The following is a 24,491-nucleotide window of genomic DNA, read 5'->3' as shown; positions in this document are numbered from 1 at the left end:
TTCTCCGGCTACACCTACCCCGAACTGCTCGACGTGTTCCCCGGCAAGCAAACGCTGGAGCGCACCTCGATGAACTCCTGGGACGACCAGAAGGTACGCGACGCGCTGGCCGCCAACGGCCGCAAGAAGATCGTCGTGGCGGGACTCTGGACCGAAGTCTGCAACACCACCTTCGCGCTTTCGGCCATGCTCGAAGGCGACTACGAGATCTACATGGTGGCCGACGCCTCGGGCGGCACCACCAAGGAAGCGCACGACTACGCCATGCAGCGCATGATCCAGGCCGGCGTGGTGCCGGTGACGTGGCAGCAGGTGCTGCTCGAATGGCAGCGCGACTGGAAGAACAAGGAAACGTACGACGCCGTGACCGGCCTGGCCAAGGAACACTCGGGCGCCTACGGCATGGGCATCGACTACGCCTACACGATGGTCCACAAGGCCGCCCAGCGCACGCAGACCCCGCACGAATCGATCGCGCCGGTCCATGCGCCGGTGATCGAGTACTGATCGCGGACACCGCCAACCAGCCCGGAGCGCACACCATGAAAGCCCATCGATATGTAAAGCCCGGCGCCTGGCTGCTCGGCTGCTGGCTGGCGGTCAGCATGTCCAGCGCGGCTGCCGCGGCCCTCGTCGTCCAGACCCTGGCAGCCTGACGACAAAAAAAGCTTGCGCTACGGCCGGGGTGCCGATAGAATTCGCGCCTTCTTCAGGCTCGTAGCTCAGCTGGTTAGAGCACCACCTTGACATGGTGGGGGTCGTTGGTTCGAGTCCAATCGAGCCTACCAACGCATCAGGCAAAAACGGACGGTCCATTCGGGCCGTCCGTTTTTGTTTGTCTTTCCGCAATACGGAGTGCTTCCATGATCCAGCCCGGCAACGTCTTCAAGGACAACCTCGCCCAACTGCCCGCCATCGACGGCATCGCCCGCATCGACCTCGTGGACAACGCCGGCGCCGTGGCCGCCAGCATCGAGAACGCGCCGGGCAAGCAGGGTTCGCTGGCCGTGTACGCCTACCTGCAGCGGGCCTTCGGCTCGCTCGATGCCCGCGCCGCCGAGCACGGCCTGGCCGTCTTCGCCGAGCACACCATCGATGCCCGCAATCGTCCCGGCGCCCATCCCAACGTCGACCGCCTGCTGGCCATTGCCGGCGGCGCTGACGCGCTGCGGATCGAGATCGTCGCCAAGGGCTGATCTCCTCCGCCCCGGCCTCAGCGCTTCAGGGCCGCCTCCAGGTTGTAAAGGTTCTGGGGCGCCACGCGGATCAGCCCGCCGCGCGGGCTGTCGATATCCGAGATCAGTGCCAGTGACAGCGACACGGTCAGCGGCAGCACGAACAACAGGGTCAGCTTGACGCGCGGCCCGCGCATGCCATACCCCTGCATCAGGTTGCTGAAGAACGCGATCGCGATCATCAGGCACCAGGCGGCCAGCGGAATCCGGTTGAGCCACGCCGCCTCGGTGTAGCCCTGCGAATTGATCACGTCGTTCATGCCCGCCACCACGAGCGCGGTGATCGGATTGGGCTTGTCGCGCGCCACGCCGCGCACCGTCGCCCACATGGCATCCTCGATGCGCGCCGTCGCGGCGGCGATCTCCTGCAGCGCGTCGCTGTCGCGCGTGCGGTAGTAGATGATGCGCTGGTCGAGGTATTGCACCAGCAATGTCTTGATCCTCGCCGCCTCCGGCCCCTCGACCAGATCGGCGCGCAGGTACTCCGTGCCGATCGCATTGGCCTCCTCTTCCTCAAGGTTCTTGCGCTGGTCGTAGCGGCCGACCGCCATCGACAGCGTGAACCCGATCAGCAGCGCCAGCAGCGTCAGCGTGGCGCCCTGCACCAGGTTGAAATCATCGCGGTTGTCGGCCGGCAGCGGATGGAGGCGGCGCATGACCAGCGCGCCGATTGCGGTGGCAATCCCCATCAGTGCGAGCAGCACGACGAACAGGATGGCCGGATGGGCGATCAGCGGGTGCATGGCAAGGGTCTCCGTCCGATGGGTGTCACCGCATGCTGTGGGCCAGCGCGATGATGATCGGCCCGAGCACCGGCAGCATGACATTCGCTATGGCGTACGTGACCGTGTAGCCGAGCAGCGGCACCGAACTCTGGCTGGCCGCCATGATCGCGCTGATGGCTGGCGTGCTGACGTGCTGGCCGGCAATCGCCCCCACCAGCAGCGGCCCCTCGATCTTGAGCACCTTGTGGCCGATCCACAGCGACAGGCAGGCCGGTCCCAGCGATACGGCCAGCCCGATCAGCGGCAGCACCATGCCGTGCTCCCTGATCAGCGAAATCGCCGCCGGGCCGGCTGACAGCCCCACGCATGCCACGAACACCGCCAGCCCAAGGTCCTTGAGCAACTGAACGGCGGCCGGCGGCATGTCGCCGATGCTGGGCCGCTTGAAATGAATCCACCCGAAAACCAGCCCGCTCAGCAGCGCCCCGCCACCGCTGCCCAGCGTCAGCGGAATGCCGCCCACGTTCAGCGTCAGGCTGCCCACCACCAGCCCGAGCAGGATGCCCGCGCACAGGAACACGAGGTCGGTCACGTCGGTCGTGCGCACTTCGGTACCAAGTTCCTGCCCCGCCGCTGTCAGCGCCGGGTCCGCCCCGACCAGCGTCACGCGGTCGCCATGCTGCAGCCGCGTGGCGGGCGTGATCGGCAGGCTCAGCCCCGAGCGCACGATCTGCTGGACCCACGCCGTGCGGATGTGCCGCTGCGTCGCCTCGCGCGCCAGCTCGCCGAGCGTGCGGCCGTTCACGGCCGGCTTGCGTACGATGACCTGCAGTTCGGCCAGTTGCAGCGCATCGGCATGGCCCGGCGGCAGCAACACCTCGGGGCCGATCAGGTCGCCGGCCTTGAGCAGCTTGTCCCGCACGCCGATCACCGCCGCCACGTCACCGGTTTCGAGCTCCTGCCCGGCCTTGGGATCGATGGGCGTCCCGCCACGGAACACGCTGATCAGCAGCGTGCGCCCGCCGATGCGGTTCTCCAGCGCGCTGGCGGTCATGCCGGCTGCCTGCTCCACGCGGTAGGCGCGGCCCACCAGGCGCGGCAGCGCCGGCTGCGTGGCCACGTCGTCGTCCGAGGCGGCTTCGAGCCGGGCGGCCATCTCCTTCGACGCGGTGCGCAGGTTGATGCGCAGCAGCGCCGGCGCGATCTGGCTCGTGAAGAAGACGATGCTGATCAGCCCGACCAGATAGGTCAGCGTGTAGGCCGTGGCGATATTGGCCTCCATGCGCTCCACCTCGGCCGTGTCCAGCCCCAGGTGCCGCAGCGCTTCGGCCGCGGTGCCGACCACCGCCGATTCCGTGGCCGCCCCGGCCGCCAGCCCGGCGGCGGTGCCCGCGTCGAGCCCGAGCAACGGCACGGCGGCCAGCACGACCGTCAGCACCACCACTGCCTCGATCAGCGGCAGCGCCATGTAGCGCAGGCTGGAGCGGTTCAGGTTGGCGAAGAACTGCGGCCCGCCCGCGTAGCCCATCGCGAAGATGAACAGCGCGAACGAGACCTCCTTGAGCTCGCCATGCATCTGGCAGCCGGTCTGGCCCAGCAACAGCGCCACGATCAACGTGCCGCAAACCCCGCCGAGCCGGATCGGCCCCGCACGCAGCATGCCGATCAGGTAGCCAAGCCCGACCGTGACGAACAGCACGGCCATGGGCACATCATTGAAGAATCCGACAGAGCATTGCATGGCGGGCAGGCGGGCAGGCGGGCGATGGACCGGTTTCAGGACGCATGTGCGGCAAACTGACCAGCTATCGTGCCCGAATCGCCCTGCCCCGCGCCTGCGCCAAAGAAAATTTCATATCGGAGTCAGAAATCTTCAGCACCAGCGTGCAAACCTTACACGCCGGCCACCTACCAGAACGTGGCGGCGTATCCCACGACGATCAGCGCGATGGCGACCAGGAAGATCGGATGGGTCCAGGTATAGCGCCGGTTCCCGCGCAGGCGCTGCATCTTCTGTTCACGGTCTTGCACGTCGTCCTGTTGCATGGTTTCTCCTCGAAGCGATGGGCAACGGCGCCCGGTGCCGGGAAGGAGTGCAGGATACGTGCCATGCGGACAAGGCCGCCGCCGACCCGGTCAGATCCGGATCGCCCGCTGCGCCGAGCAGCACTCGCGCGGCAGCGTGACCGTGAAGGTGGTGGTGCCCGATTCAGCGGACGACGACGCCTCCACCGTTCCGCCATGCAGCACCACGAGTTCGCGCGTGATATAGAGCCCCAGCCCGAGCCCGTCCGAGCCGCCGCTGCCGAGCGTGGTGCGGCTCGCCCCCGAGCGGAACGCATCGAAGATATGGGGCAGCATCGCCGGCTCGATCACGCCGCCGTTGGTGACGGTAATCACCACCCGCTCGCGCGCCGTGCCGTCGATGCGCACCGTCACCGGCATCGACGCATCGCCGTGCTGCATCGCATTGCCCACCAGGTTCTGCAGCACCTGGGCGATCAGCCCGCCGTCCACGTGCACGCGGGTGTCGCCCGAGGTGTCCAGCGACAGACACTGCTGGCCGCGCGAGGCCTCGTATTCATCGACGATGGCCGCGCCGATCGCGCGCAGGTCTTCGGGCTGCGGCAGCAGTTCCACCCGGCCGCCGTGCAGGCGCGCCACGTGCAGCAACTGGTCCACCATGCGCGCCATGCGCTGGCCGCTGCGCGCAATGCGGTCGGTGGCCGGCCGGATCTTCTCCTCGCCGCCGAAGCGGCCCAGGAACGACGCCGAGGCGATGATCGCCGACAACGGCGTGCGCAGGTCGTGCGCAAGCACGGCCATCAGCATCTCGTTGGTTTTCAGCAGTTGCTGGGCGGCTTCGAGCTGTTCGGCCAGCTGGAGCTTCTGCTGCGCCAGTTGCACGAACACGTCCACCTTGGCCGACAGCACGCGCGCATCGATCGGCTTGAACAGAAAGTCCACGGCGCCCGTGGCGTAGCCACGGAACGCGCGCTGGCTGTCCTCCCCGGCGGCGGTCAGGAACAGGATCGGGATATGGCTGGTCCGCTTGCTGCCGCGCATCAGCTCGGCCAGTTCGAAGCCGTCCATCTCGGGCATGTGCACGTCGAGGATGGCCAGCGCGAAATCGTGGTCGAGCAGCACCTCCAGCGCCTGGGCCCCGGAGTTGGCATGGACGATCTCCACGCCGGGCTTCGCCAGCAGCGCATCGAGGGCCGTGAGGTTGGCGGCGATATCGTCGACGGCGAGGATCTTGACGGGAGGGGGCATGGTAGGGGTCATTCGGTAATGCTGGCCAGACCGAGGCCAATCTCTTCCAGGTTCAGAATTCGTTCGGCCGCGCCACGCGCGATGGCTTCCTGCGGCATGGTGTCGACCTTGGCCGTGGCCGGCGCCTGCACCCAGGCCTGGCCGCCGGCCGCGCGTATGGCGGCCAGCCCGCGCGCGCCGTCGTCGTTGGCACCCGAGAGCAGGATGCCGAGCACCCGCTCGCGCCAGGCGAAAGCCGCCGATTCGAACAGCACGTCGATCGAGGGCCGCGAGAACCGCACCGGCGGCTCGACCGACAACGCCAGCCGCATCTGGCCCGGCGCGTCGTCGTCGGCCTCCACCAGCAGGTGATAGTCGGGCGGCGCCAGGTACAGGTGCCCGGGCAGGACCGGCATCTTGTCATCGGCTTCGCTGACCGGCAGCGCGCAGCGCGCCGTGAAGAGTTCAGGCAGCAGGCTCGGCATCGACGGGTGCTGGTGCATGACGATCACCACCGGCACGGTCAGCCGCGCCGGCAACATCGGCAGCAGCGCGGTGAGCGCCTCGATGCCGCCCGCCGAACCGCCCATCACCACGGCGGCGCACGGGCGCCCCGCCGTGGACGGGGGGTTGGAGTCGGAGGCCGTTGTCACAGATCGCTCCTCACAGCTTGCGGTAGAGGCGCTCTTGCGCGGCTACCGGTTCGAATGCGCCGACATGCGCGCTGAAGTGCAGGCTTTCCTTGCTGCCCAGCCCCAGAAAGCCGCGCCGCGCCAGCGCATCGCCGAACAGGCCGATCGCACGGTCCTGCAGCGGCCGGTCGAAATAGATCAGCACGTTGCGGCACGAGATCAGGTGGGCCTCCTGGAACACGCTGTCGGTCGCCAGGCTGTGGTCGGCAAACACCGACTGGCGGATCAGCTGGGCGCGGAACTTGGCCTTGCCGTACGCCGCATGGTAATAGTCGGACAACGAGCGCCGGCCGCCCGCCGCCAGATAGTTTTCGCCGAACGCGCGCAGCCGGCCCGCGTCGTAGACGCCGGCCCGCGCAATCGCCAGCGCCTCGGGGTTGATGTCGGTGGCATAGAAGACCGTGCGTTCGGCCAGGCCCTCTTCCTCGAACAGGATGGCCAGCGACCACAGCTCCTCGCCGCTGCTGCAGCCTGCCACCCAGACGTTGACCGACGGATAGGTCTGCAGCACCGGCACCACGTGCTCGCGGATCGCGCGGAAGTAGGCGGGGTCGCGGAACATCTCGCTGACCTGCACCGTCAGGTACTGCAACAGGCGGCCGAACAGCCCGGCGTCGCGCAGCATGCGGTCCTGCAACTGGGACAGCGTGCCAAGGTGCAGGTCGCGCAGCGCCTGCTGCAGCCGCCGCCGCAGCGATGCGCGCGAATAGTGGCGGAAGTCGTGCTGGTACTTGCGGAAGATCGCCTCCAGCAGCAGTTCCAGCTCGATCTCGAAATTGGCATCAGGCAACGCCGTCTCGTCCGGGGCCTCGGCCTCGGGGACAGCCAGCGAGAGCGCCGCCGGCCCGGCGGTGCGTGGCCTCAGTTTGCGTGTAGCCATACGCGGCACAGCGAAAGCAGTTTGTCCACATCGATCGGCTTGGCGATGTAGTCGTTGGCGCCGGCCTGCAGGCAGGCCTCGCGGTCGGACTGCATGGCCTTGGCCGTCAGCGCGATGATCGGCAGGCGGGCGTAGCGCGGGTCCTGGCGGATGTGGCGCATGGCCGTGATGCCGTCCATTTCCGGCATCATGATGTCCATCAGCACCAGGTCCACGTTGTCGACCTTGTTGAGCAGGTCCAGCGCCTCGCGGCCGCTGCGGGCGATCTCCACGGTGGCGCCGAGCGGTTCGATCACCTTCGACAGCGCGAAGATGTTGCGTGCATCATCCTCCACCAGCAGCAGTTTGCGGCCGTCGAACGCGTCGTCGCGGCTGCGCGCGGCGCGCAGCATGCGCTGGTGCTCGGGCGGCAGCGACGACTCCACGCTGTGCAGGAACAGCGTCACCTCGTCGAGCAGGCGGTCCGGCGAGCGGGCGCCCTTGATGATGATCGACTTCGAATAGCGGCGCAGGCGCTGCTCGTCCTCGGCGCTGAGCTGGCGGCCCGTGTAGATGATCACCGGCGGCATGGCGCCCGAATCGGCCTCGGCCATGTGACCCAGCAGGTCATGGCCCGAGCCGTCCGGCAGCACCATGTCCATCACCACGCAGTCGAACGGCGAGCCGTCCAGCGCCGCCCTGGCGCCGGCCACGCTGTCGGTGGTCACGATCTCGGCGTCGAGCGATTTCAGCAGCGCGCGGATGCTCTCGCGCAGCGACGGATCATCCTCGATCACCAGCACGCGGCGCTTGCCCGCCGACATGCGCGCTTCCAGCCCCCGGATCACCGCGGCCAGCTTGTCGCGCTCGCTCGGCTTGAACGTGTAGCCGATGGCGCCCAGGTGCAGCGCGGCCTCGGCATGGTCGCTGACCGATACCAGATGCGTGGGGATGTGGCGCGTGGCCGGATCGCGCTTGAGCCAATCGAGCAGCGTCAGGCCGGACTGGTCCGGCAGGGCCACGTCCAGCAGGATGCCGCACGGCTGGTGCTGGCGTGCCAGTTCGAGCCCCTGTGCCGACGTCGTGGCATGCACGCAGTCGAAATCGAGTTCGTGCGCAAGGTCGTAGAGGATGCCCGCGAAATCGGTGTCGTCCTCGACCACGAGGATCAGCCGGTTGCCGCGCGTGCGGTGGTCGCGGTCATCGGGAATCGGTGCCGGGTAGCCCGGCTGCACGCGTTCCAGCGGCTCGGTGGCGGGGGCCGGGGCCGGCGGCACGGCGCGCGGCGCGGGGGCCGGCTGAACCGGGGCCGGCGCCGGCGCCTGCGTCAGCAGACCGGCCTGCGTGGCGGCATCGGCCATCAGCGTGCGCGGCACGGTCAGCGAGAACACGCTGCCCTGCCCCGGCTCGCTGACCACGGTGATCGCGCCACCCAGCAGCCGCGCCAGTTCGCGCGAGATCGACAGGCCCAGCCCGGTGCCGCCGAAGCGGCGGCTCGTGGTGCCGTCGGCCTGCTGGAAGGCCTCGAAAATGACCTGCTGCTTGTCTTTCGGGATGCCGATGCCGGTGTCGCGCACCTCGAAGCGCACCGCGTCCTCGCCCTGCGCGGACAGCCCCAGCGTGACGCTGCCGGCCTCGGTGAACTTGAATGCGTTCGACAGCAGGTTCTTGAGCACCTGCTGCAGGCGCTGGCTATCGGTTACCACGGCGTCGGGCAAGCCGGGCGCGAAGTCGATGCGGAACGGCACGCCCTTGTGCTCGCCGATCGGCCCGAACATGTTTTCGAGCGAGCGCACGAACATCTTCAGTTCCACGGGCTCGGGCTCGATCACCAGGTGGCCCGCTTCGATCTTGGACAGGTCGAGGATGTCGTTGATCAGGTTCAGCAGGTCGGTGTTGGCCGCGTGGATCGTGGCCGCGTAGCGCACCTGCTCGCTGCTCAGCGTGCCTTCCTTGTTCTCCTGCAACAGCTTGGCCAGGATCAGCGCGCTGTTCAGCGGTGTACGCAGCTCGTGCGACATGTTGGCCAGGAACTCGCTCTTGTACTGGTTCGAACGCTCCAGCGCGCGCGCGTTGGCGGCCAGTTCGGCCTGGAACGACAGCATCTCGCGCTTCTGGGCCTCCAGGCGCTGCGAGTGTTCCTCAAGTTGGACATTGGTCTGTTCCAGCTCGGCCTGCTGGGCTTCGAGCCGCGCCTGCGAATCCATGAGCGCCCGGCCGCGCTCCTCCAGTTCCTCGTTCGAGACGCGCAGTTCCTCCTGCTGAACCTGCAGTTCCTCGCTCTGGCGCTGGGTCTGGCCCAGCAGCGTCTCCAGCCGGCCGCGATAGGCTGCCGCGCGCAGCAGCATGCCGACGGGCTCGCCAATCCGTTCGAGCAGTTCCACCACCTCGGCGGTATCCCGGCGCATCGACACGAAACCCAGTTCCACCACGCCCACCACCTCGCCCTCGGCGGTCAGTGGCGCGGCCACGATCTCGTTGGGTGCGGTGCGGCCCAGCGCGGACGAAATCTGCAGGTAGTCGGCCGGCAGTCCGCCCAGCGCCATCACGCGGTTCTCGGCCATGGCCTGCCCGGCCAGCGTCTCGCCCGGCGCGAGCGTGGCCGGCACGCTGTCGGCATTGGCCAGCGCCCACGACGCCACGCGGCGCAACTGGTCGCCTTCGGCCTGGAAGACCACGCCCACGTGCGCATCGAGTGTCTGGGCCAGTGCCTTGATCAGCGTATCGCCGACATTGCCGGTCGACTGGGCGGCGCGCACCGCCTGGTGCACGCGCACCTGGGCGTCCTGCAGCCAGACCACGCGCTGCATCTCCGCTTGCGCGACGAGGTAGCGATAGACCACCACGGCGAGGAACCAGGCCATGGCCACGCCAAGCGCCCGGTTGATCAGCGTGAACATCACATTGACCGTGCTGCCGGGCGACAGGTAATAACCCACGCCGACCAGTACCGTGATCACGGCCGCGATGATCAGCGGCAGGCGCGGATTCTCGCCGTAGAGCGTCAGGCAGACCGGTACGAGGTAGAGAATCCAGGCGGCTATGCCTAGCGGGGTGAGCACGTCGATGCCGAACACGACGGCCACGGCCACCGGAACGAGGATCGAACCGAACAGAAAGCGGTGCAGGGAGGACGGTTGCATGCCGACAGGGCCAGATGGGGACAGGGGCAGCCGACCGGCTGGAATCCGGTCGGCACACAAATGCGCCTAATCCTACCCTGCGCGGGCTGACGTGACTGTCGGTGTCACGCCGACATTTGCTGCGCCGCAGCGAAAAAAAACGTGGCGGCGCGGGGCGGCTACATCACGCGGTGGGCGAAATGGCCACGGGGCGCGTCCGCCATCAGCACGGCAAACTCGTCCACATGCATGTGGACCAGCGCCTCGTGGTCGCCAGCTTCGAAATAGACGTCCGGATGCCCGAGCAGGCTGTCATCGAGCCAGGTCTGCGTGCCGTAGGCCATGCCCACGGCCGGCAGCGCGTCGGCGCGGCAGTCCCGGAACACTTCGCGTACGCCATCGCCATGCGCCAGGGTCAACTCGCGGCCGGTCTGGGCGCGCAGTTCGGCCAGTTTCAGCCGGTGCGAGGCGGGAATCACCGCGACCAGATAGCCGCGCCGGTCTTCCAGCAGCACCGCGCGGGCCAGTCGGTCGCGCGGCACCGGCGGGGCCGATGCGGTTGCGGTCATGCCGTCAGGGCGCCGCACGATGTCGTACCGGCTCTCGTTCCTGCCCAGGCACCTTGCCAGCTTGCCAGCCATTGCCATGTTCGCACCCTCCGCGCGCTGAACCGCCGCTGTCATATCGAGTAACGAAACTATAGGACAACGCCCGCCCCGCAATGGTGGGACAAACCCGCGCCCCGCTCACGCGACGCAAGTGCCATAGCGGCGCCCTATCGCGGCGATTACAAAGCTCACATTTGGTTGACGGGGCGGCTCGCCTATAGTCTTCGTGCGGCACCCTGCCCGGCGCGGAGGCGGCCGCGGCTTTACGGGAATTCAGGCGACTAGAACCAGAGGTACGTACCCCCCAAAGGAGACAGCATGTCCAATGAAAAGTGCCCGTTCAACCATGCCGCCGGCGGCGGCACGACCAACGAGGACTGGTGGCCCAGGCAGTTGCGGCTCGATCTGCTGAGCCAGCATTCCGACAAGTCCAATCCACTGGACAAGGATTTCAACTACGCCGAGGCCTTCAAGAGCCTCGACCTCGCCGCGGTCAAGAAAGACCTGACCGCGCTGATGACCGATTCGCAGGACTGGTGGCCGGCCGACTTCGGCCACTATGGCGGCCTGTTCATCCGCATGGCCTGGCACAGCGCCGGCACCTACCGCATCGGCGACGGGCGCGGAGGCGGCGCGCGCGGCCAGCAACGCTTTGCCCCGCTCAACAGCTGGCCCGACAACGTGAGCCTGGACAAGGCGCGCCGGCTGCTGTGGCCGATCAAGCAGAAGTACGGCCAGAAGATCTCGTGGGCCGACCTGATGATCCTGACCGGCAACGTGGCGCTCGAATCGATGGGCTTCAAGACCTTCGGCTTTGCCGGCGGGCGCGAGGATACCTGGGAACCCGACCGCGACGTCTACTGGGGTAACGAGAAGACCTGGCTCGGCGGCGACGTGCGCTACGGCAAGGGCGCGGCCGGCAAGGACGACGACCAGGCCGTGCTGGTGGCCGACAAGGACATGCACGGGCAGGAAGTAAGCCGGACGGACCCGGGCCGCAATCTGGAGAATCCGCTCGGCGCGGTGCAGATGGGCCTGATCTATGTGAATCCGGAAGGCCCGGACGGCAATCCCGATCCGCTGGCGGCCGCCTACGACATCCGCGACACGTTCGGCCGCATGGCCATGGACGACGAGGAAACCGTGGCGCTGATCGCGGGGGGCCACACCTTCGGCAAGACGCACGGTGCCGGCACCCCCGACCACGTGGGGAACGAACCCGAGGCGGCCGACCTGGAACTGCAGGGTTTTGGCTGGCACAGCACGTTCGGCACCGGCAAGGGCCCCGACACGATCACCAGCGGCCTGGAGGTGACGTGGAGCAATACGCCCACGAAATGGGGCAGCGGCTTCTGGGACAACCTGTTCGGCCACGAATACGAGCTGACCAAGAGCCCCGGCGGCGCCAACCAGTGGGTGGCCAAGGACGCGCCCGAGACGGTGCCGCACGCCTATGACCCCTCGAAGAAGCTCAAGCCGACGATGCTGACCACGGATCTGTCGCTGCGCTTCGACCCGGTCTACGAAAAGATCTCGCGGCGCTTCGCGGCCAACCCCGACCAGTTCGCCGATGCCTTTGCCCGCGCCTGGTTCAAGCTGACCCACCGCGACATGGGCCCGCGCAGCCGCTACCTCGGCCCGGAAGTCCCGCAGGAAGAACTGCTCTGGCAAGACCCGATTCCGGCCGTGGACCATCCGCTGGTCAACGACCAGGATGTGGCCGCGCTTAAGCAGAAGATCCTGGCGTCCGGCCTGCCCGTCTCGCAACTGGTCAAGACGGCCTGGGCCTCGGCCTCGACGTTCCGCGGCTCCGACAAGCGCGGCGGCGCCAACGGCGCCCGCATCCGGCTGGCCCCGCAGAAGGACTGGGCGGCCAACGACCCCGATGAACTGGGCAAGGTGCTCGAGGTGCTGGGTGGCATCCAGAGCGAGTTCAACGGCGGGCAGTCCGGCGGCCGCAAGGTCTCGCTGGCGGACCTGATCGTGCTGGCCGGCAATGCGGCCATCGAACAGGCTGCCGAAAAGGCGGGCAAGAAGGTCAGCGTGCCGTTCTCGCCAGGACGCATGGATGCCTCGCAGGAAAAGACCGACGTGCAGTCCATGGGCGCCCTCGAACCGGTGGCCGACGCGTTCCGCAACTACATCAATCCGCGCGTACGGGTACCAGCCGAGCACATGCTGATCGACAAGGCCCAGTTGCTGACGCTGACGGCGCCCGAAATGACGGTGCTGATCGGCGGGCTGCGCGCGCTCAAGGTGCATGCGGGCAAGGACGCCCACGGGGTGCTGACCGATCGTCCCGAGACGCTGAGCAACGACTTCTTCAGGAACCTGCTCGACATGGGCGTGGAGTGGAAGCCGGTCTCGCGCGACGTGTTCGAGGGCCGCGACCGCAAGACCGGCAAGGTCAAATGGACCGGTTCGCGGGTCGATCTGGTGTTCGGCTCGCACGCCCAGCTGCGGGCGCTGAGCGAGGTGTACGCCAGCCAGGACGGCGAAGCGAAGTTCTACGAGGACTTCGTGGCGGCGTGGGCCAAGGTCATGGATCTGGACCGCTTTGACCTGCGCACCTGACCTGCGCGCCTGACGCGCAGGCCCGGGCGGGGCGCCGCGCGGCGCCCCGCCATGGCGGTACCGGCCGACCTGTGCTTAAATGCCGGGCGCAAGCGCCCGACTGCCACGCCCCCTGTCCTTTCCTCGCGTCGGGCCCCGAACCACCATGCCCGACACCGATTCGACCTGGCAATATTCCGCGCACATGCACGCGGAGATCACGCAGACGATCGTCAGCCACGCGCTGCCGTATTCGCCGGTCGGCATCACGCGGGTGCACAGCACCCGGCGCCATTCGGGCATGACGGACCCCTATGAACGGGAACCCGCCTATCTGGTCATCCTGCAATTGCGGCCATTCGGCGAACAGCAGCTCTGGCTCGGCGGCCGGCCCGCGCCACATGTGCCGTACGGCGCCGGCTGGCTGGCGATCTACGACCTGGAGCGCAACTGGTCGGCCAACCTGATCGGCCAGTACGACTGCATGCAGTTCTACATCCCGCAGGCCGCGCTGACCGAGACCGCCAAAGACCTCGGCATTCGCGCCGTGCAGCATCTGCACTGCCCGCCCCACCTGGCCGTGTCCGACCCCGTGGTCCATCACCTGAGCCAGGCGCTGCTGCCGGCGCTGGCGCAGCCGGAGCAGGCGTCGGCGCTGTTCGTGGACCACATGGCGCTGGCCCTGCGCGCTCATCTGGTGCAGCGCTACGCCGGGGTGCAGGTGCCGTCACGGCGCGTGCAGGCCGGGCTGGCGCCCTGGCAGGAGGAACGCGCCAAGGCGCTGATCATGGCCCATCTCGACGGCGAGATCCTGCTGGAAACGCTGGCCGAGGCCTGCAACCTCTCGCGCGCACACTTCGCCAAGGCGTTCCGCGCCAGTACCGGCATGCCGCCGCACCGCTGGATGGTGCTGCAGCGGATCGAGCGCGCCCGGCATTACCTCACTCACACAAGCCTGCCGCTCGGAGAGATCGCCCAGCTCTGCGGCTTTGCCGACCAGAGCCATTTCACGCGCACCTTCGGCAAGGTCGTGGGCATCAACCCCGGCGAATGGCGCCGCCAGAAGCGTCACTGACGTCACTCGGCCTCACGGCTCGCCAGCGGTTTGCTGCGTCGCGGCACACTTTTGTACAAAAGCGGCACAGCAGTTCTATCTGCGCTCAGCGGCAACCCGTACAGTCGTGCCTGAACACTGGATCAAGGAAATGCCGCATGACCGCTGCCGACTTCCGGCGCCCCGCCACGCGCCATGACGATTCGCCTCCCGTCCCGGAGGCGGTCAGGCTGGTGCGCGAGATGGCCCAGGCGTTCGAGCAGCGCATCCTGGCCGGCGAGTCCGCGCGCCAGCGCGACGGCGCCGACAGCGCCGAGGCCCGCAAGGCCATGCGGCAGTGGGAATCGCACCTCGTCCACCTGTCGCGCGTGGCCACGCTTGGCACGCTCGCCGCCTCGATCGCGCACGAAATCCGCCAGCCACTGACCGCCATCCAGGTGGAAACCTACGCCATCCAGCGCTGGATGCGGCGCGACGTGCCCGATACCGTCGAGATCGACGAAGGCATCCGCCGTATCCAGGGTGAATCCGAACGTGCCGAGCGCGTCATCAGCAGCCTGCGCGCCCTGATGCGGCGCGAGCCCGCCTCCTGCCAGCCGTTCGCGCTGGACGCCGCCATTGCCGACGTTCTGCCGCTGGTCGAAGCCGGCCTGCAGGACGCCGCCGTGCTCTCCACGGTCGAGATCGAACCTGACCTGCCCGCGTTGCGCGGCGACCGCGTACAGATCCAGCAGGTGGTGCTGAACCTGCTGGTCAACGCCGTGGACGCCGCCCGCACCTGCCAGCCCGGCACGGCACTGGTGCGGCTGTGGGCGCGCCGTCACGGCGCCGGCCACGTGGCCATCGACGTCACGGACAACGGCAAGGGCATCGCGCCGGAGGATCTGGAACGCATCTTCGCGCCGTTCTTCAGCACCAAGACCGAGGGAATGGGTGTCGGGTTGGCGATCTGCCGGCTGGTCGTGGAGTCCCACGGCGGCACCATCCATGCGGCCAGCGAGCCGGGCCGCACGACCATGACGATCCTGCTGCCCGTGGGCAAGGATCGCGGCTAGCGATCGGCCGTCAGCAGCGGAAATGGATTGATCGCGCCGGAGCCGGTGTAGACCCCGTAGTGGAGATGCGGCGGCGTGCCGCGAGCATTGCCGGTATCGCCCACGTAGCCGAGCACGGCGCCGGGCGCCACGCGGTCACCCGGCTTCACGTCGCCATGGCGGTCGAGGTGGGCGTAGTAGTGCATCTGCCGCCCCGGCCCCATGACCCAGACCACGTTGCCGCCCAGCCGGTTGGTGCCGGTGCGCGTGACGATGCCCTCGGTCGCCGACAGCACGGGCCGCCCGCGCGTGGCGAAGATGTCGATCCCCTCGTGCCTGCGCCCGCCGCCGCGCGCCACGCCCCAGGTATCGCGCAACGCCCTCTTCGCCACGCCCTGCACGGGGACCGGCAGCACTTCGGGCACCGGCATCGCGGCAAGCCGTCCCGCGTAGATCGCGCGCTCGACCAGCGGCTGGACCCACGGCCAGGCCAGCCAGGCCGTGACCACCACAACAGCCGGCAGCAGCCAGCGCAGTGGCGAGGGGCGGACGGGGTCGGTGGCGGGCGGATAGGTCATGCGTCGTTGGACGCCCGCCCGCCGGAGAAATTCCGGGAAAGGCCGGTTTAGCCGGTCAGGCCGCCGGGAACAGCACCCCGTAGATCGCATCGTTGGTGAAGTGCACGTAATCCTTGGGTTCGTCGCGCACCACGGCTGCGGTCAGATTCTTGTCGAACGCCTTGCGCAGCAGGCCCAGGAAGCGCGGCGCCGCAAATACCGTCAGTTCCTCGAAGCGCTGCTGGCCGTGCGCCTGACGCAGCCAGTCCGCAACCTTCTTCGCAAACACCTCGGCGTGCTGGAGGCTCGGATCCTCGCTGGCCGATGAGGTGACCGTGCCGGGGCCGCTGGCCGCCCCACCCGGGTTGCGGCGGCCCTGCGCGTCGCGGCGCAGTTCCGCCTCCGACGCATGCGCGTCCGGATCGGCGATCTCCTCCACGGGCTTGAGCACCTTCTCGCGACGGTCCAGTTCCACGATCCGCGCAATGGCTTCGTCGGCCACGACTATCCACATCGTCTTCATGTCGGGTTCTCCTTCGGGTGGTGATGGAAGATTCGGCAAGCACCGACCATGCCCATGCGTCTGGCACGGATGTTGCGTGCGCGAAGCAGGCTTTACCCGAGGAATCCGGCCATGAAACCCCATATCCAGAAATCCGAGCGCCTGTATCGCAAGGACATGCCGCCCGCGCGCGGCGGGTTCTACCTGAGCCTGCTCGCCGTGGTCTGCGCCGTCGGCGTCGTCTACGGGCTGTTGCACGTGGCGCAGCACGGGGTCTGAGCCGGCCCGCCGAGGGCCGGGCCGTGAGTGCTTTCTGCCACGGTGGGAAAGATTTACCGCGCTTCCGGCGCCCCGTCGCGGATGATCGGTGCCGGGCGCTCGTGCGCGATATTGCGGGCGCGCAGCGAACCAAAGCGGTTGGCATAGAGCCACGTGAACTCCGCCCCAAGCAGGAAAATCTGCGCCGAGTAGTAGACCCATACCAGCACCACCACGAGCGATCCCGCCGCCCCGTATCCGGTCGCCACGCCGGTCTTGCCGATATAGAGTCCGATCAGCAGCTTGCCAACGGTAAACAGCACGGCGGTGACCAGCGCACCGAGCCAGACGTCGGGCCAGCGCACATCCGCGTGCGGCATGATCTTGTAGATCATCGCAAAGACGACGGTCACCATGCCGAAGCTCAGCACCATGTCGAGCAGGTGGCCCAACAGCTCGCCCTCGCCGCCTGACGGCGTCCAGTACCGGCCGATCGCCGCCAGCGCCGCGCTGGCGACCAGCGAGACGATCAGCAGGAAACCGATGCCGAGAATCATGCCGAACGACAGCACGCGGGCACGCAGCAGCTCCCACAGCCCCGACGGCTTGCGGCGCTCGGGCACGCGCCAGATGCGGTCCAGCGCCGACTGCAGTTCGGCGAACACGGTCGTGGCCCCCACCAGCAGCGTCAACAGGCTCAGGATCGCCGTCAGCGATCCGGCCGCTGGCTCGCTCAACGACACGAGCATGCTTTCAATCGCCTTGGCGCCATCCTCGCCCACCAGGCCGCCGATCTGATCCACCACGGCGCCGCGCGCCGCCTCGTCACCAAACGCGAGCCCGGCGATCGAGATCACGATCAGCAGCAGCGGCGCCACTGAAAAGACTGTGTAGTAGGCCAGCGCAGCGCCCATGCTCGGCGCGTAGTCGTCGATCCACGCCGATACCGTGTCCTTCAGCAGGATCACGAGGTTCTTCGGCGTGCGGCGCAAGGCCGGCTGTGGCGCGGATCGCTGCGCTTGTTGTGGCGTCGGCTGTGTGGTCGGCTGTGGCGCCTGCTGAGGCGCCGGTCGTGGCGGGACTCGCTCCATGGCTTGGCTCCGTCGCTGCAAGTGCCGCTCTTCTTGCAAACGCCGTGCCCGCCACCCGCAGCGCGGTCAGCGCGGGGGCGCCTTCGCGGCGGCAGGCACCGTGAACTGGATCACCGCCCCGCGCGGCATGTTGTCCTCGGCCCAAAGTTCGCCGCCATGGGCCTCGACGATGGACCGGCAGATCGACAGCCCCATGCCAAGCCCGGTGGACTTGGTCGTGTAGAACGGGGCGAAGATGCGGGACGCTCCATCCGGGCCGAAGCCCGGCCCGGTGTCGCTGACGGCCACGTGCACGCCGCCTTCGCGCTCCGCCGTGCTGACACACAGGTTGCGCTGGCCGCCAGCTGTGACGCCCATCGCCTCCACCGCATTCACCATCAGGTTCATCAGCACCTGTTGCAGCGCCACGCGGTCGCCATGAACGCTTGGCAGCCCCTCGGCGAGCCGCGCATGGACCGTGGCGCCGCCCTTGGCCGCCGCGGCAGCGGTCAACTCGATCACTTCGCGCACCGCGCCGTTGATATCGACCGCCTCCTTGCGCGGCGGCGCCTTGCGGATCATCTGCCGGATGCGTCCCAGCACGTCGCCCGCACGGTTGGCGTCCTTGACGATGCGGCCCAGCGCCGCGCCGGCTTCCCCGATATCGGGCGGCTCCATGTTCAGCCAGCGTAGCGCCGCCTGCGCGTTGGTCACCGTGGCCGCAATGGGCTGGTTGACCTCATGCGCGATCGACGCCGCCAGTTGCCCCATGGTGGCCACACGGTTGGCATGCGCCAGTTCGGTCTGCATCTCGCGGTGGCGCCGCTCGCTCTCGCGCACCAGTTCCTCGGCGTGCTTGCGTTCGCTGAGATCGAGCACGAACGCCACCCCTTCCTTGCGGCTGGCCTCGAAGTTGGCCAGCCCGACGATCACCGGCACGCGGCTGCCGTCCTGCCGGATATAGGCCTTCTCGTAAGGCGGCGCGCGTCCCGTGCGGCACGCCTCCGCCAGCGCCTGCTCGCTCTCGTCGCGCAGTTCGGGCGGCGTCATGTCGCGCCAGCGCACGCGGCCCGACACCAGGTCCTCATGCGCGTAGCCCACCATGCGCAGGAACGCATCGTTGGCTTCCATGATGTCGCCCTCGGCATTCCAGACCACGATGCCGATGATGTTGGCGTCCACGAGCCGCCGGATCTTGGCCTCGCGCTCGGCCACATCGCCGTACAGCCGGGCGTTTTCGAGCGAGATGGCCGCCTGCGATGCCACGAGCTTGAGCACGGCGATCCGTTTCGGGCTGAACGCCCCGGCGGCGAGATTGTTCTCCAGGTAGAGCGCCCCGGTCAGCGCGGCCTGGTTCATCAGCGGCAGGCACAGCACCGACCGCACGCGCTCCCGGCGGATATACGGGTCCGGCGCGAACAGCGGATCGGTGCCCGCATCGTCGAGCACCACGCTCTCGCGGCTGCGCAGCACATGGTTGAGCACGGTTCCGGACAGCAGGGTGGCGTCCGGAGACGCATCGCGCATCTGCAGCATCGTGGCATCACCGACGATCGTGGCCTCCGCCGCCAGCCGCTGCTCGCCGCCCCGGCACAGGATCAGCAGCCCGCGCGTGGCGCCGGCCTGCTCCAGCGCCGTGCGCATGACCCGGTCGATCAGCCGCTCCAGCACGATATCGGCCGACGCCGCCTGCGAGACCTTCAGCACGGTGGCAAGGTCCAGGTGCTCCACCGGCGCGGCGATCGTGTTGGTGGCAGCCAGCGCCACATCCTCGGCCCGCAGGTAAGGATGGCCGCCTTCAAGCTGCCGCACCTTCCCCTCCGCACCCCAGCGCAGGTAGCCATAGCGCGCGTCCTGCAGGTACATCCGGGCGATCCTGCCGAGCCCGCGTGCCGCGTGGAACCGCGCGGCCAGCTCGTTGCCCAGGGCTTCCACATGGACAAAGCCGCTGTCCTGCGCCAGCGAGATGGCGCGCTCGTACAGGTGCTCGGCTTCCACCACGCGGCCACCCACGCGCGCCATTTCGGCGGCGACGAGCGTCGCGCGGTCCGCAAAACCGGCCGCATGATTGTCGGCCCAGATCTGCAGTTGCCGGCGATGGGCCTCCAGCGCCTCGCGCCGGGCGGGCAGAATATCCACGCCGGGGCCGTCGCCGCCCGCTGCCGCCAGTGCCAGGGCGGCGTAGAAGTGGTACTCGGCTTCCTCGAAGAACGACGTCGAGGTCCAGAGCAGCGGCTCGGCCTGCGCTGCCGCTGCCAGCGCCCCGTCGATATCGCCAGCCAGATAGCGCGCCTGCAGCTTGCGCACCCAGTACCAGCAGAACGCCAGCGCCAGGCCGGGATTGGCCGCCATCTGCGCCTCGGCGCCCGCTTCGCTGAAGCGCTCGTCGTCGAGGCGGCCGAACACCGGCGTGGCGCCGCGCAGCATTCGTACCAGGGCCTGCTGCGTGCGCATGAACGTGGTTACCAGCCCGAATCCGACTTTCCCGGCATAGGCCAGCCCCTGCTCGGTCTCCTCGAGCACTTCGGGCAATGGGGCGCCCACGAACAGCAGATCGGACACCAGACTGTTGCGGGTATAGGCGGCATAGGCAAGGTCGCCGGACCGGTTCGCCGCGATGAACGCGCGATCCAGCAGCGCGCGGCACTGGCTGACCGGATCGACCCAGCGCGCGATGAAGATCGAGAAGCACAGGAACGTGCGGGCCTCGAAGCGCTTCAGGCCACGGCGCTCCACCAGTTCGCAGCCAAGGCGTCCGAATCGATAGCCGGTCTGGTAGTCGCCAAAGCGGCGTCCCGCCACGCGGCACACGTTGGCGTAAAGCATGCACGAGGCATCGGCGTTGCCGCGTGCCATGCTGAAATTGACGGCCTTGCAGATCAGCAGGCAGGCGAGGTTGGCATCCGTCTGGAGTGCCGGCGCAAACAGCTTGCAGAGCGCCTCCACGGTGCCCAGCGCGGCCGGGTCGTCCATCAGCGGCAGGTCGATCAGCGATTCGATGCTGCGCCCGGCCAGCCCGGTCCAGATGCGGTCATACTCCTCGCGCACCTCGGCGTCGCTGGGATGCGGCGTCCACACGATGCCCACATGCCCGAGATACTCGGTGCAGACGGCCACGGCGCGCGCACTCTGGTCGAGCACCAGGCAGACATCCATCTGCAGGCACGTCACGCGCGACCGTTCGACCATGGTGGCCGCCAAGCCCCGCAGCCGATCCAGCCGGGCGTCGGCCGCCTGCAGCTGTCCCGTCAGGAATTCGCACTCGGCGCGATCGATCTCGAACGCGAACGTCAGTTCGTGCCCGCCACCGCCGGCGGCTTCGAGCAGTCCGGCCCCGGTCACGAGGTAGTTCAGCGCCGAGGCGTAGGCGGTCGACGCCTTGGCGCGCCGCGCAGCCAGCAGGTTGAAGCCGGCCAGTTCCAACTGTTCGGCACGTTCGCCAATCAGCGCCGCCCCGCGATTGAGCTGCCCGACGATCTCGAAGATCGCCGCCTCGCGCTGCCCGGCCGGCGTCCGCGCCGCCAGCAGGCGCCCGATGCGCAGGTGCATCTCGCCGCGCGATGCGAGCGGAATCTGCGAGTACGCCGCCTCGTGGACGCGGTCGTGGGCAAAGGCGTAGCAGTCATCCTGACGCTCGACCAGCTCCTGCCGCACGGCCTCCCACAGCGCCGCGTGCACTTCGGCCTCCGCAACGGCCAGCACGGTCGCCAGCGTGTCGAAGCCGGCCACGTTGCCGAGGCAGGCCATCTGCTGGAGCGCGTGCTGCGTCTGGCCGGGCAGGCGCCCGAGCTTGCCCACCATCAGGTCCACCACGTTGTCGGTGTAGCCCTTGGCATGGATGCGCTCGGGCTCCCAGTGCCACGCGCGGGCGTCATGGTCGAACGTCAGCAGGGACTCGTCCACCAGCGCGTGCAGGAACTGGATCACGAAGAACGGGTTGCCGCCGGTCTTCTCCTGCACGAGTTTCGCCAGCGGCGCCACGCGCGCCGGCTCCGCATGCAGCGACTCCGCCACCAGTTGCCCGATGTGTGCCCCGGCCAGCGGCGCCAGCTTGATGTCGTCGATCCGCACGCCCGCTGCCCGGATCGCCCACAGCTTGGTCGTCAGCGGGTGCGCGGCATCCACCTCGTTGTCGCGGTAGGCGCCGATCAGCATCAGGTACTTCAGCTCCGAGTGCGTCAACAGATCCTCGATCAGGTCCAGCGTCGCGGCGTCGAGCCACTGCAGGTCGTCCAGGAACAGCGCCAGCGGATGCTCGGCACGCGCAAACACACCGATGAACTGCTGGAACACCCGCAGGAACCGGCGCTGCGCCTGCTGCGGTTCCAGTCCGGCTACCGGCGGCGGGTCGCCAAGGATCAGCTTCAGCTCCGGAATCAGGTCTGTCATGAGACGCGCGTTGGGGTCGAGCGCCTGATGCAGCGCATCGCGCCACACCGCCAGCTCGGCCTCGGGCTTGCCCAGCAGTGTGCGCACCAGCCCCTGGAACGCCTGCACCAGCGTCGAATACGGAATGTCGCGCTTGTACTGGTCGAACTTGCCCGATGCGAACAGGCCGCGTGGCGGCACCAGCGCCTTGTGCAGTTCGCTGACCACGGCCGACTTGCCGATGCCCGAGTAACCCGATACCAGCACCACCTCCGGCACGCCGGTATCCACCATGCGCGCGAACGCCGCCAGCATCGTGGCAACTTCCTGTTCGCGCCCGTAGAGCTTCTCCGGGACCAGCAGGCGGTCGGGCGTGTCGCGCGTGGCCAGTGCGAACTCCTCCACGTGCCCCTGCCGCTGCCAATGGACCAGACAGCGCTGCAGGTCGTGCAGCACGCCGGCAGCGGTCTGGTAGCGGTCTTCCGCAGTCTTGGCCAGCAGCTTCTGCACCAGGCGCGAGACCGCCTGCGGAACGGTGGGCACCCGCCCGTGCACCGGCACCGGCTGGCGCGCGATATGGCAGTGCACCCATTCCATCGCATCGCTGGCCGAAAACGGCAACACGCCGGTCAGCATCTGGTAGAACGTGACCCCCAGTGCATAGAGGTCGCTGCGCGAATCGGTCGACCGGTTCATGCGCCCGGTCTGTTCGGGCGCCATGTACGCCAGCGTGCCGGCAATGGTTTCCGGCGGCTCGGGCGCCTGGCGTTCGCGGCGCAGCAGCGATGCCAGCCCGAAGCCGGTAAGCCGCACGTTGCCGTCGATGCAGTGCACCATGATGTGGGCCGGCTTGAGGTCCTTGTGCACCAGTCCGCGCTTGTGCAGCCCGGCCAGCGCGGTGGCGATGCCGATCGCCAGCGGCAGGAACTGCCCGGGCGCCATGGGTCCGTCGAGCAGCCGCGCCAGCGGCTCGCCGCCGGCGTCGTCGAACAGCAGCAGCGGCCGTCCGCTCTCTCGCACGATCTCGCGCGGCAGCACCGCCCACGCGCCGTCGAGCGCATTCCGCAAACCATGCTCGTGGTGAAGGCGGTCGAGCGTGGCGGGCAACGGATGCTCGGCGGCTGGCCGCGCGATCAGCACGTCGCGCAGGCCGTCAGCCACCGGATAGGGTCCACGGCTGAACACGCGCTCGCCGTCGTCCCACAAGATTTGTACGCTGTCAGCCATGGACGCCGGCACCTGTCTGAAATCACTTGCCACACGTCGCAAGCGCGACAGGATCAGCCTGGCGTTGCCGACGCGGGAACCGCGCCAGCATACCGCAACCGCCCGTTGTCAGGAATGTCTGCCCGCCTCCTTTTTTGCGGGGTTGCGCGCAGCTTCAGGCCGCAATCCGCTCCGGCTCCCGCGGTGCGGCGCGACGGGTCGTGCCGCAGGTCTCGGCGGCACTGGCGCCCACCGCGCGCATCTGCTCGGTCATGAAGTCGATGAACACGCGGATACGCGAGGGCAGGTGCTGGCGGCACAGGTAACAGATGTAGTGGCCCCGGTCTCCCGGCGCGTAGTGGCCCAGTACCGGCACCAGCGTGCCACGCGCGATGTCCTCCGCCACCTGGTGCGCGGGAAGCTGCGCGATGCCCCTGCCCTCACGCACCGCGTCGAGCACGAGGTCGGCGTCGTTGTAGGTCAGCCGGGCCAGCGGTACGTGCTTGCGCGCCTGGCCTTCGACGCGGAACTCCCACTCGGCCACGCGGCCGCCCGAGAAGCGGCGGTTGATGCAGTCGTGCGCGGCCAGATCGTCGATCGATTCCGGCAGGCCGCGCCGTTCGGCATAGTCCCGCGACGCGCACAGCACCATCTGCATCGGGAACAGCTGCCGGGCGATGATGCTGGAATCCTCGATATAGCCGTCACGGAAGGCCACGTCGATCTGGTCGCCAACGAAATCGGCCGGCCGGTCATCGAGCAGCAGTTCCACGGCAATGTCCGGATAGATCTCCGAGAACTTCAGCAGCAGCGGCGCCACCACCTTGCGCCCGAAGCCCATCGGCGCACTGACGCGCAGCATGCCGCGCGGCGGCCCTTGCCGCAGGTCGAGCATGTCGTTCATCGCCCCGACGATATGGGTCACCCCGAGGTTGCAGTTCTCGAAGAAGCGCTCGCCTTCGCGCGTCAGGCTCGTGGTGCGCGTGGTACGCAGGAACAGCCGGGTGCTGAGTTGCTCCTCAAGCTTCTGCACGCTGCGCGAGACCGCCGAGCGGCCGATGCCGAGCCGTTCGCCGGCCCTGGCAAAACTCCCCTCGGTCGCCACCGCCATGAACGCGATGATGCCCGCATAGCTGGTGGCGAAGCAGTTCGACAGCGCATCGGCGCGGCCGGCCTGGACGTTGCACAGGCCGCGCGGTGTGATATCCGGATGGTTCATTGCAGGCTCCCCGCATGGCACCGGTGACAAACGCACCGGCATTGCATCAAGCGTAGTCGTGACGCCTGGCAAATACGATTCTGCACGCGGGTAACGTGACCCTCTACATTCGCATCGGACATTAATACTCCCGTATGCCTTGCACTGGCGCGGCCTCCGTTCGGGGGAAGCGCGGCG

The 24,491-nt window shown here is 68.3% G+C and carries 19 protein-coding genes and 1 tRNA gene; 7 read left to right on the top strand and 13 right to left on the bottom strand.

The genetic code is table 11. The features are described 5' to 3' along the window. The 3 genes from EV147_RS17710 to EV147_RS17700 all read left to right on the top strand — a co-directional run. Positions 1 to 507: isochorismatase family protein (locus tag EV147_RS17710; RefSeq protein ID WP_130392517.1), on the top strand; the 507-nt coding region annotated here is incomplete at its 5' end. Positions 508 to 711: 204 nt separating this feature from the next. Beyond that, positions 712 to 788 (top strand) — tRNA-Val (locus EV147_RS17705). A gap of 75 nt (positions 789 to 863) precedes the next feature. Then, on the top strand, positions 864 to 1,196 hold the full coding sequence (locus tag EV147_RS17700) for a DUF2322 family protein (protein ID WP_130392516.1): 333 nt from the start codon (positions 864 to 866) through the stop codon (positions 1,194 to 1,196). A gap of 17 nt (positions 1,197 to 1,213) precedes the next feature. Here EV147_RS17700 and EV147_RS17695 read toward each other — a convergent pair whose 3' ends face one another. From EV147_RS17695 to EV147_RS17665, 8 genes are all read right to left on the bottom strand, one after another. Then, positions 1,214 to 1,978, bottom strand: a complete 765-nt coding sequence (locus EV147_RS17695; RefSeq protein WP_130392515.1) for a bestrophin-like domain — start codon at positions 1,976 to 1,978, stop codon at positions 1,214 to 1,216. Between the two features lie 25 nt (positions 1,979 to 2,003). After that, positions 2,004 to 3,701 carry an aspartate-alanine antiporter gene (gene aspT / locus EV147_RS17690; protein ID WP_130392514.1) on the bottom strand — a complete coding sequence of 566 codons (1,698 nt, stop codon included), beginning with the start codon at positions 3,699 to 3,701 and terminating at the stop codon, positions 2,004 to 2,006. Positions 3,702 to 3,868: 167 nt separating this feature from the next. Further along, positions 3,869 to 4,006, bottom strand: coding sequence for a hypothetical protein (locus tag EV147_RS25985; RefSeq protein WP_157994702.1), 138 nt, complete (start codon positions 4,004 to 4,006; stop codon positions 3,869 to 3,871). A 90-nt stretch (positions 4,007 to 4,096) separates the two neighbouring features. After that, positions 4,097 to 5,233: a hybrid sensor histidine kinase/response regulator gene (locus tag EV147_RS17685; protein WP_130392550.1), complete on the bottom strand. Its 1,137-nt coding sequence runs from the start codon at positions 5,231 to 5,233 to the stop codon at positions 4,097 to 4,099. Positions 5,234 to 5,241: 8 nt separating this feature from the next. Further along, positions 5,242 to 5,865, bottom strand: a complete 624-nt coding sequence (locus EV147_RS17680) for a chemotaxis protein CheB (protein WP_407923253.1) — start codon at positions 5,863 to 5,865, stop codon at positions 5,242 to 5,244. 10 nt (positions 5,866 to 5,875) lie between these two features. Continuing rightward, the gene (locus EV147_RS17675) at positions 5,876 to 6,784 is read right to left on the bottom strand and encodes a CheR family methyltransferase (protein ID WP_130392513.1); all 909 of its coding nucleotides are present in this window, start codon (positions 6,782 to 6,784) and stop codon (positions 5,876 to 5,878) included. After that, the gene (locus tag EV147_RS17670; RefSeq protein WP_130392512.1) at positions 6,766 to 9,906 is read right to left on the bottom strand and encodes a hybrid sensor histidine kinase/response regulator; all 3,141 of its coding nucleotides are present in this window, start codon (positions 9,904 to 9,906) and stop codon (positions 6,766 to 6,768) included. Before EV147_RS17670 ends, EV147_RS17675 begins: the two co-directional genes overlap by 19 nt. A 158-nt stretch (positions 9,907 to 10,064) precedes the next feature. Continuing rightward, a complete protein-coding gene (locus tag EV147_RS17665) occupies positions 10,065 to 10,532 on the bottom strand; it encodes an aminoacyl-tRNA deacylase (protein WP_130392511.1) in 468 nt (155 codons plus the stop codon). Positions 10,533 to 10,811: 279 nt separating this feature from the next. Here EV147_RS17665 and katG point away from each other — a divergent pair, with 279 nt between their 5' ends. From katG to EV147_RS17650, 3 genes are all read left to right on the top strand, one after another. Continuing rightward, on the top strand, positions 10,812 to 13,067 hold the full coding sequence (gene katG / locus EV147_RS17660) for a catalase/peroxidase HPI (protein WP_130392510.1): 2,256 nt from the start codon (positions 10,812 to 10,814) through the stop codon (positions 13,065 to 13,067). 145 nt (positions 13,068 to 13,212) lie between these two features. Next, positions 13,213 to 14,121 carry a helix-turn-helix domain-containing protein gene (locus tag EV147_RS17655; protein ID WP_130392509.1) on the top strand — a complete coding sequence of 303 codons (909 nt, stop codon included), beginning with the start codon at positions 13,213 to 13,215 and terminating at the stop codon, positions 14,119 to 14,121. 137 nt (positions 14,122 to 14,258) lie between these two features. After that, on the top strand, positions 14,259 to 15,155 hold the full coding sequence (locus EV147_RS17650; RefSeq protein WP_198680281.1) for a sensor histidine kinase: 897 nt from the start codon (positions 14,259 to 14,261) through the stop codon (positions 15,153 to 15,155). Here the strand turns inward: EV147_RS17650 and EV147_RS17645 are convergent. Together EV147_RS17645 and EV147_RS25980 are read right to left on the bottom strand one after the other, a co-directional pair. After that, a complete protein-coding gene (locus EV147_RS17645) occupies positions 15,152 to 15,712 on the bottom strand; it encodes a M23 family metallopeptidase (protein WP_130392507.1) in 561 nt (186 codons plus the stop codon). The two genes, EV147_RS17650 and EV147_RS17645, sit on opposite strands and share 4 nt — an antisense overlap. Before the next feature lie 55 nt (positions 15,713 to 15,767). Beyond that, positions 15,768 to 16,214, bottom strand: coding sequence for a host attachment protein (locus EV147_RS25980; protein WP_157994701.1), 447 nt, complete (start codon positions 16,212 to 16,214; stop codon positions 15,768 to 15,770). Between the two features lie 111 nt (positions 16,215 to 16,325). On the opposite strand from EV147_RS25980, the gene EV147_RS25975 reads away from it, so the two are divergent. Beyond that, the gene (locus EV147_RS25975; protein ID WP_157994700.1) at positions 16,326 to 16,472 is read left to right on the top strand and encodes a hypothetical protein; all 147 of its coding nucleotides are present in this window, start codon (positions 16,326 to 16,328) and stop codon (positions 16,470 to 16,472) included. A 53-nt stretch (positions 16,473 to 16,525) separates the two neighbouring features. On the opposite strand, the gene EV147_RS17635 is transcribed toward EV147_RS25975, so the two are convergent. The 3 genes from EV147_RS17635 to EV147_RS17625 all read right to left on the bottom strand — a co-directional run bounded on the left by EV147_RS17635 (position 16,526) and on the right by EV147_RS17625 (position 24,314). After that, the gene (locus tag EV147_RS17635) at positions 16,526 to 17,443 is read right to left on the bottom strand and encodes a YihY/virulence factor BrkB family protein (RefSeq protein WP_235844798.1); all 918 of its coding nucleotides are present in this window, start codon (positions 17,441 to 17,443) and stop codon (positions 16,526 to 16,528) included. 165 nt (positions 17,444 to 17,608) lie between these two features. Further along, on the bottom strand, positions 17,609 to 23,116 hold the full coding sequence (locus tag EV147_RS17630; RefSeq protein WP_130392504.1) for a trifunctional serine/threonine-protein kinase/ATP-binding protein/sensor histidine kinase: 5,508 nt from the start codon (positions 23,114 to 23,116) through the stop codon (positions 17,609 to 17,611). A 154-nt stretch (positions 23,117 to 23,270) separates the two neighbouring features. Next, positions 23,271 to 24,314, bottom strand: coding sequence for a LysR family transcriptional regulator (locus EV147_RS17625; RefSeq protein WP_130392503.1), 1,044 nt, complete (start codon positions 24,312 to 24,314; stop codon positions 23,271 to 23,273). Between the last annotated feature and the right edge of the window lie 177 nt (positions 24,315 to 24,491).

It is taken from the genome of Cupriavidus agavae (assembly GCF_004217045.1).
Taxonomy (GTDB): domain Bacteria; phylum Pseudomonadota; class Gammaproteobacteria; order Burkholderiales; family Burkholderiaceae; genus Cupriavidus; species Cupriavidus agavae.
The sequence above is the reverse complement of the archived record's forward strand: the minus strand, read 5'-3'. Positions and strand labels throughout refer to the sequence as shown.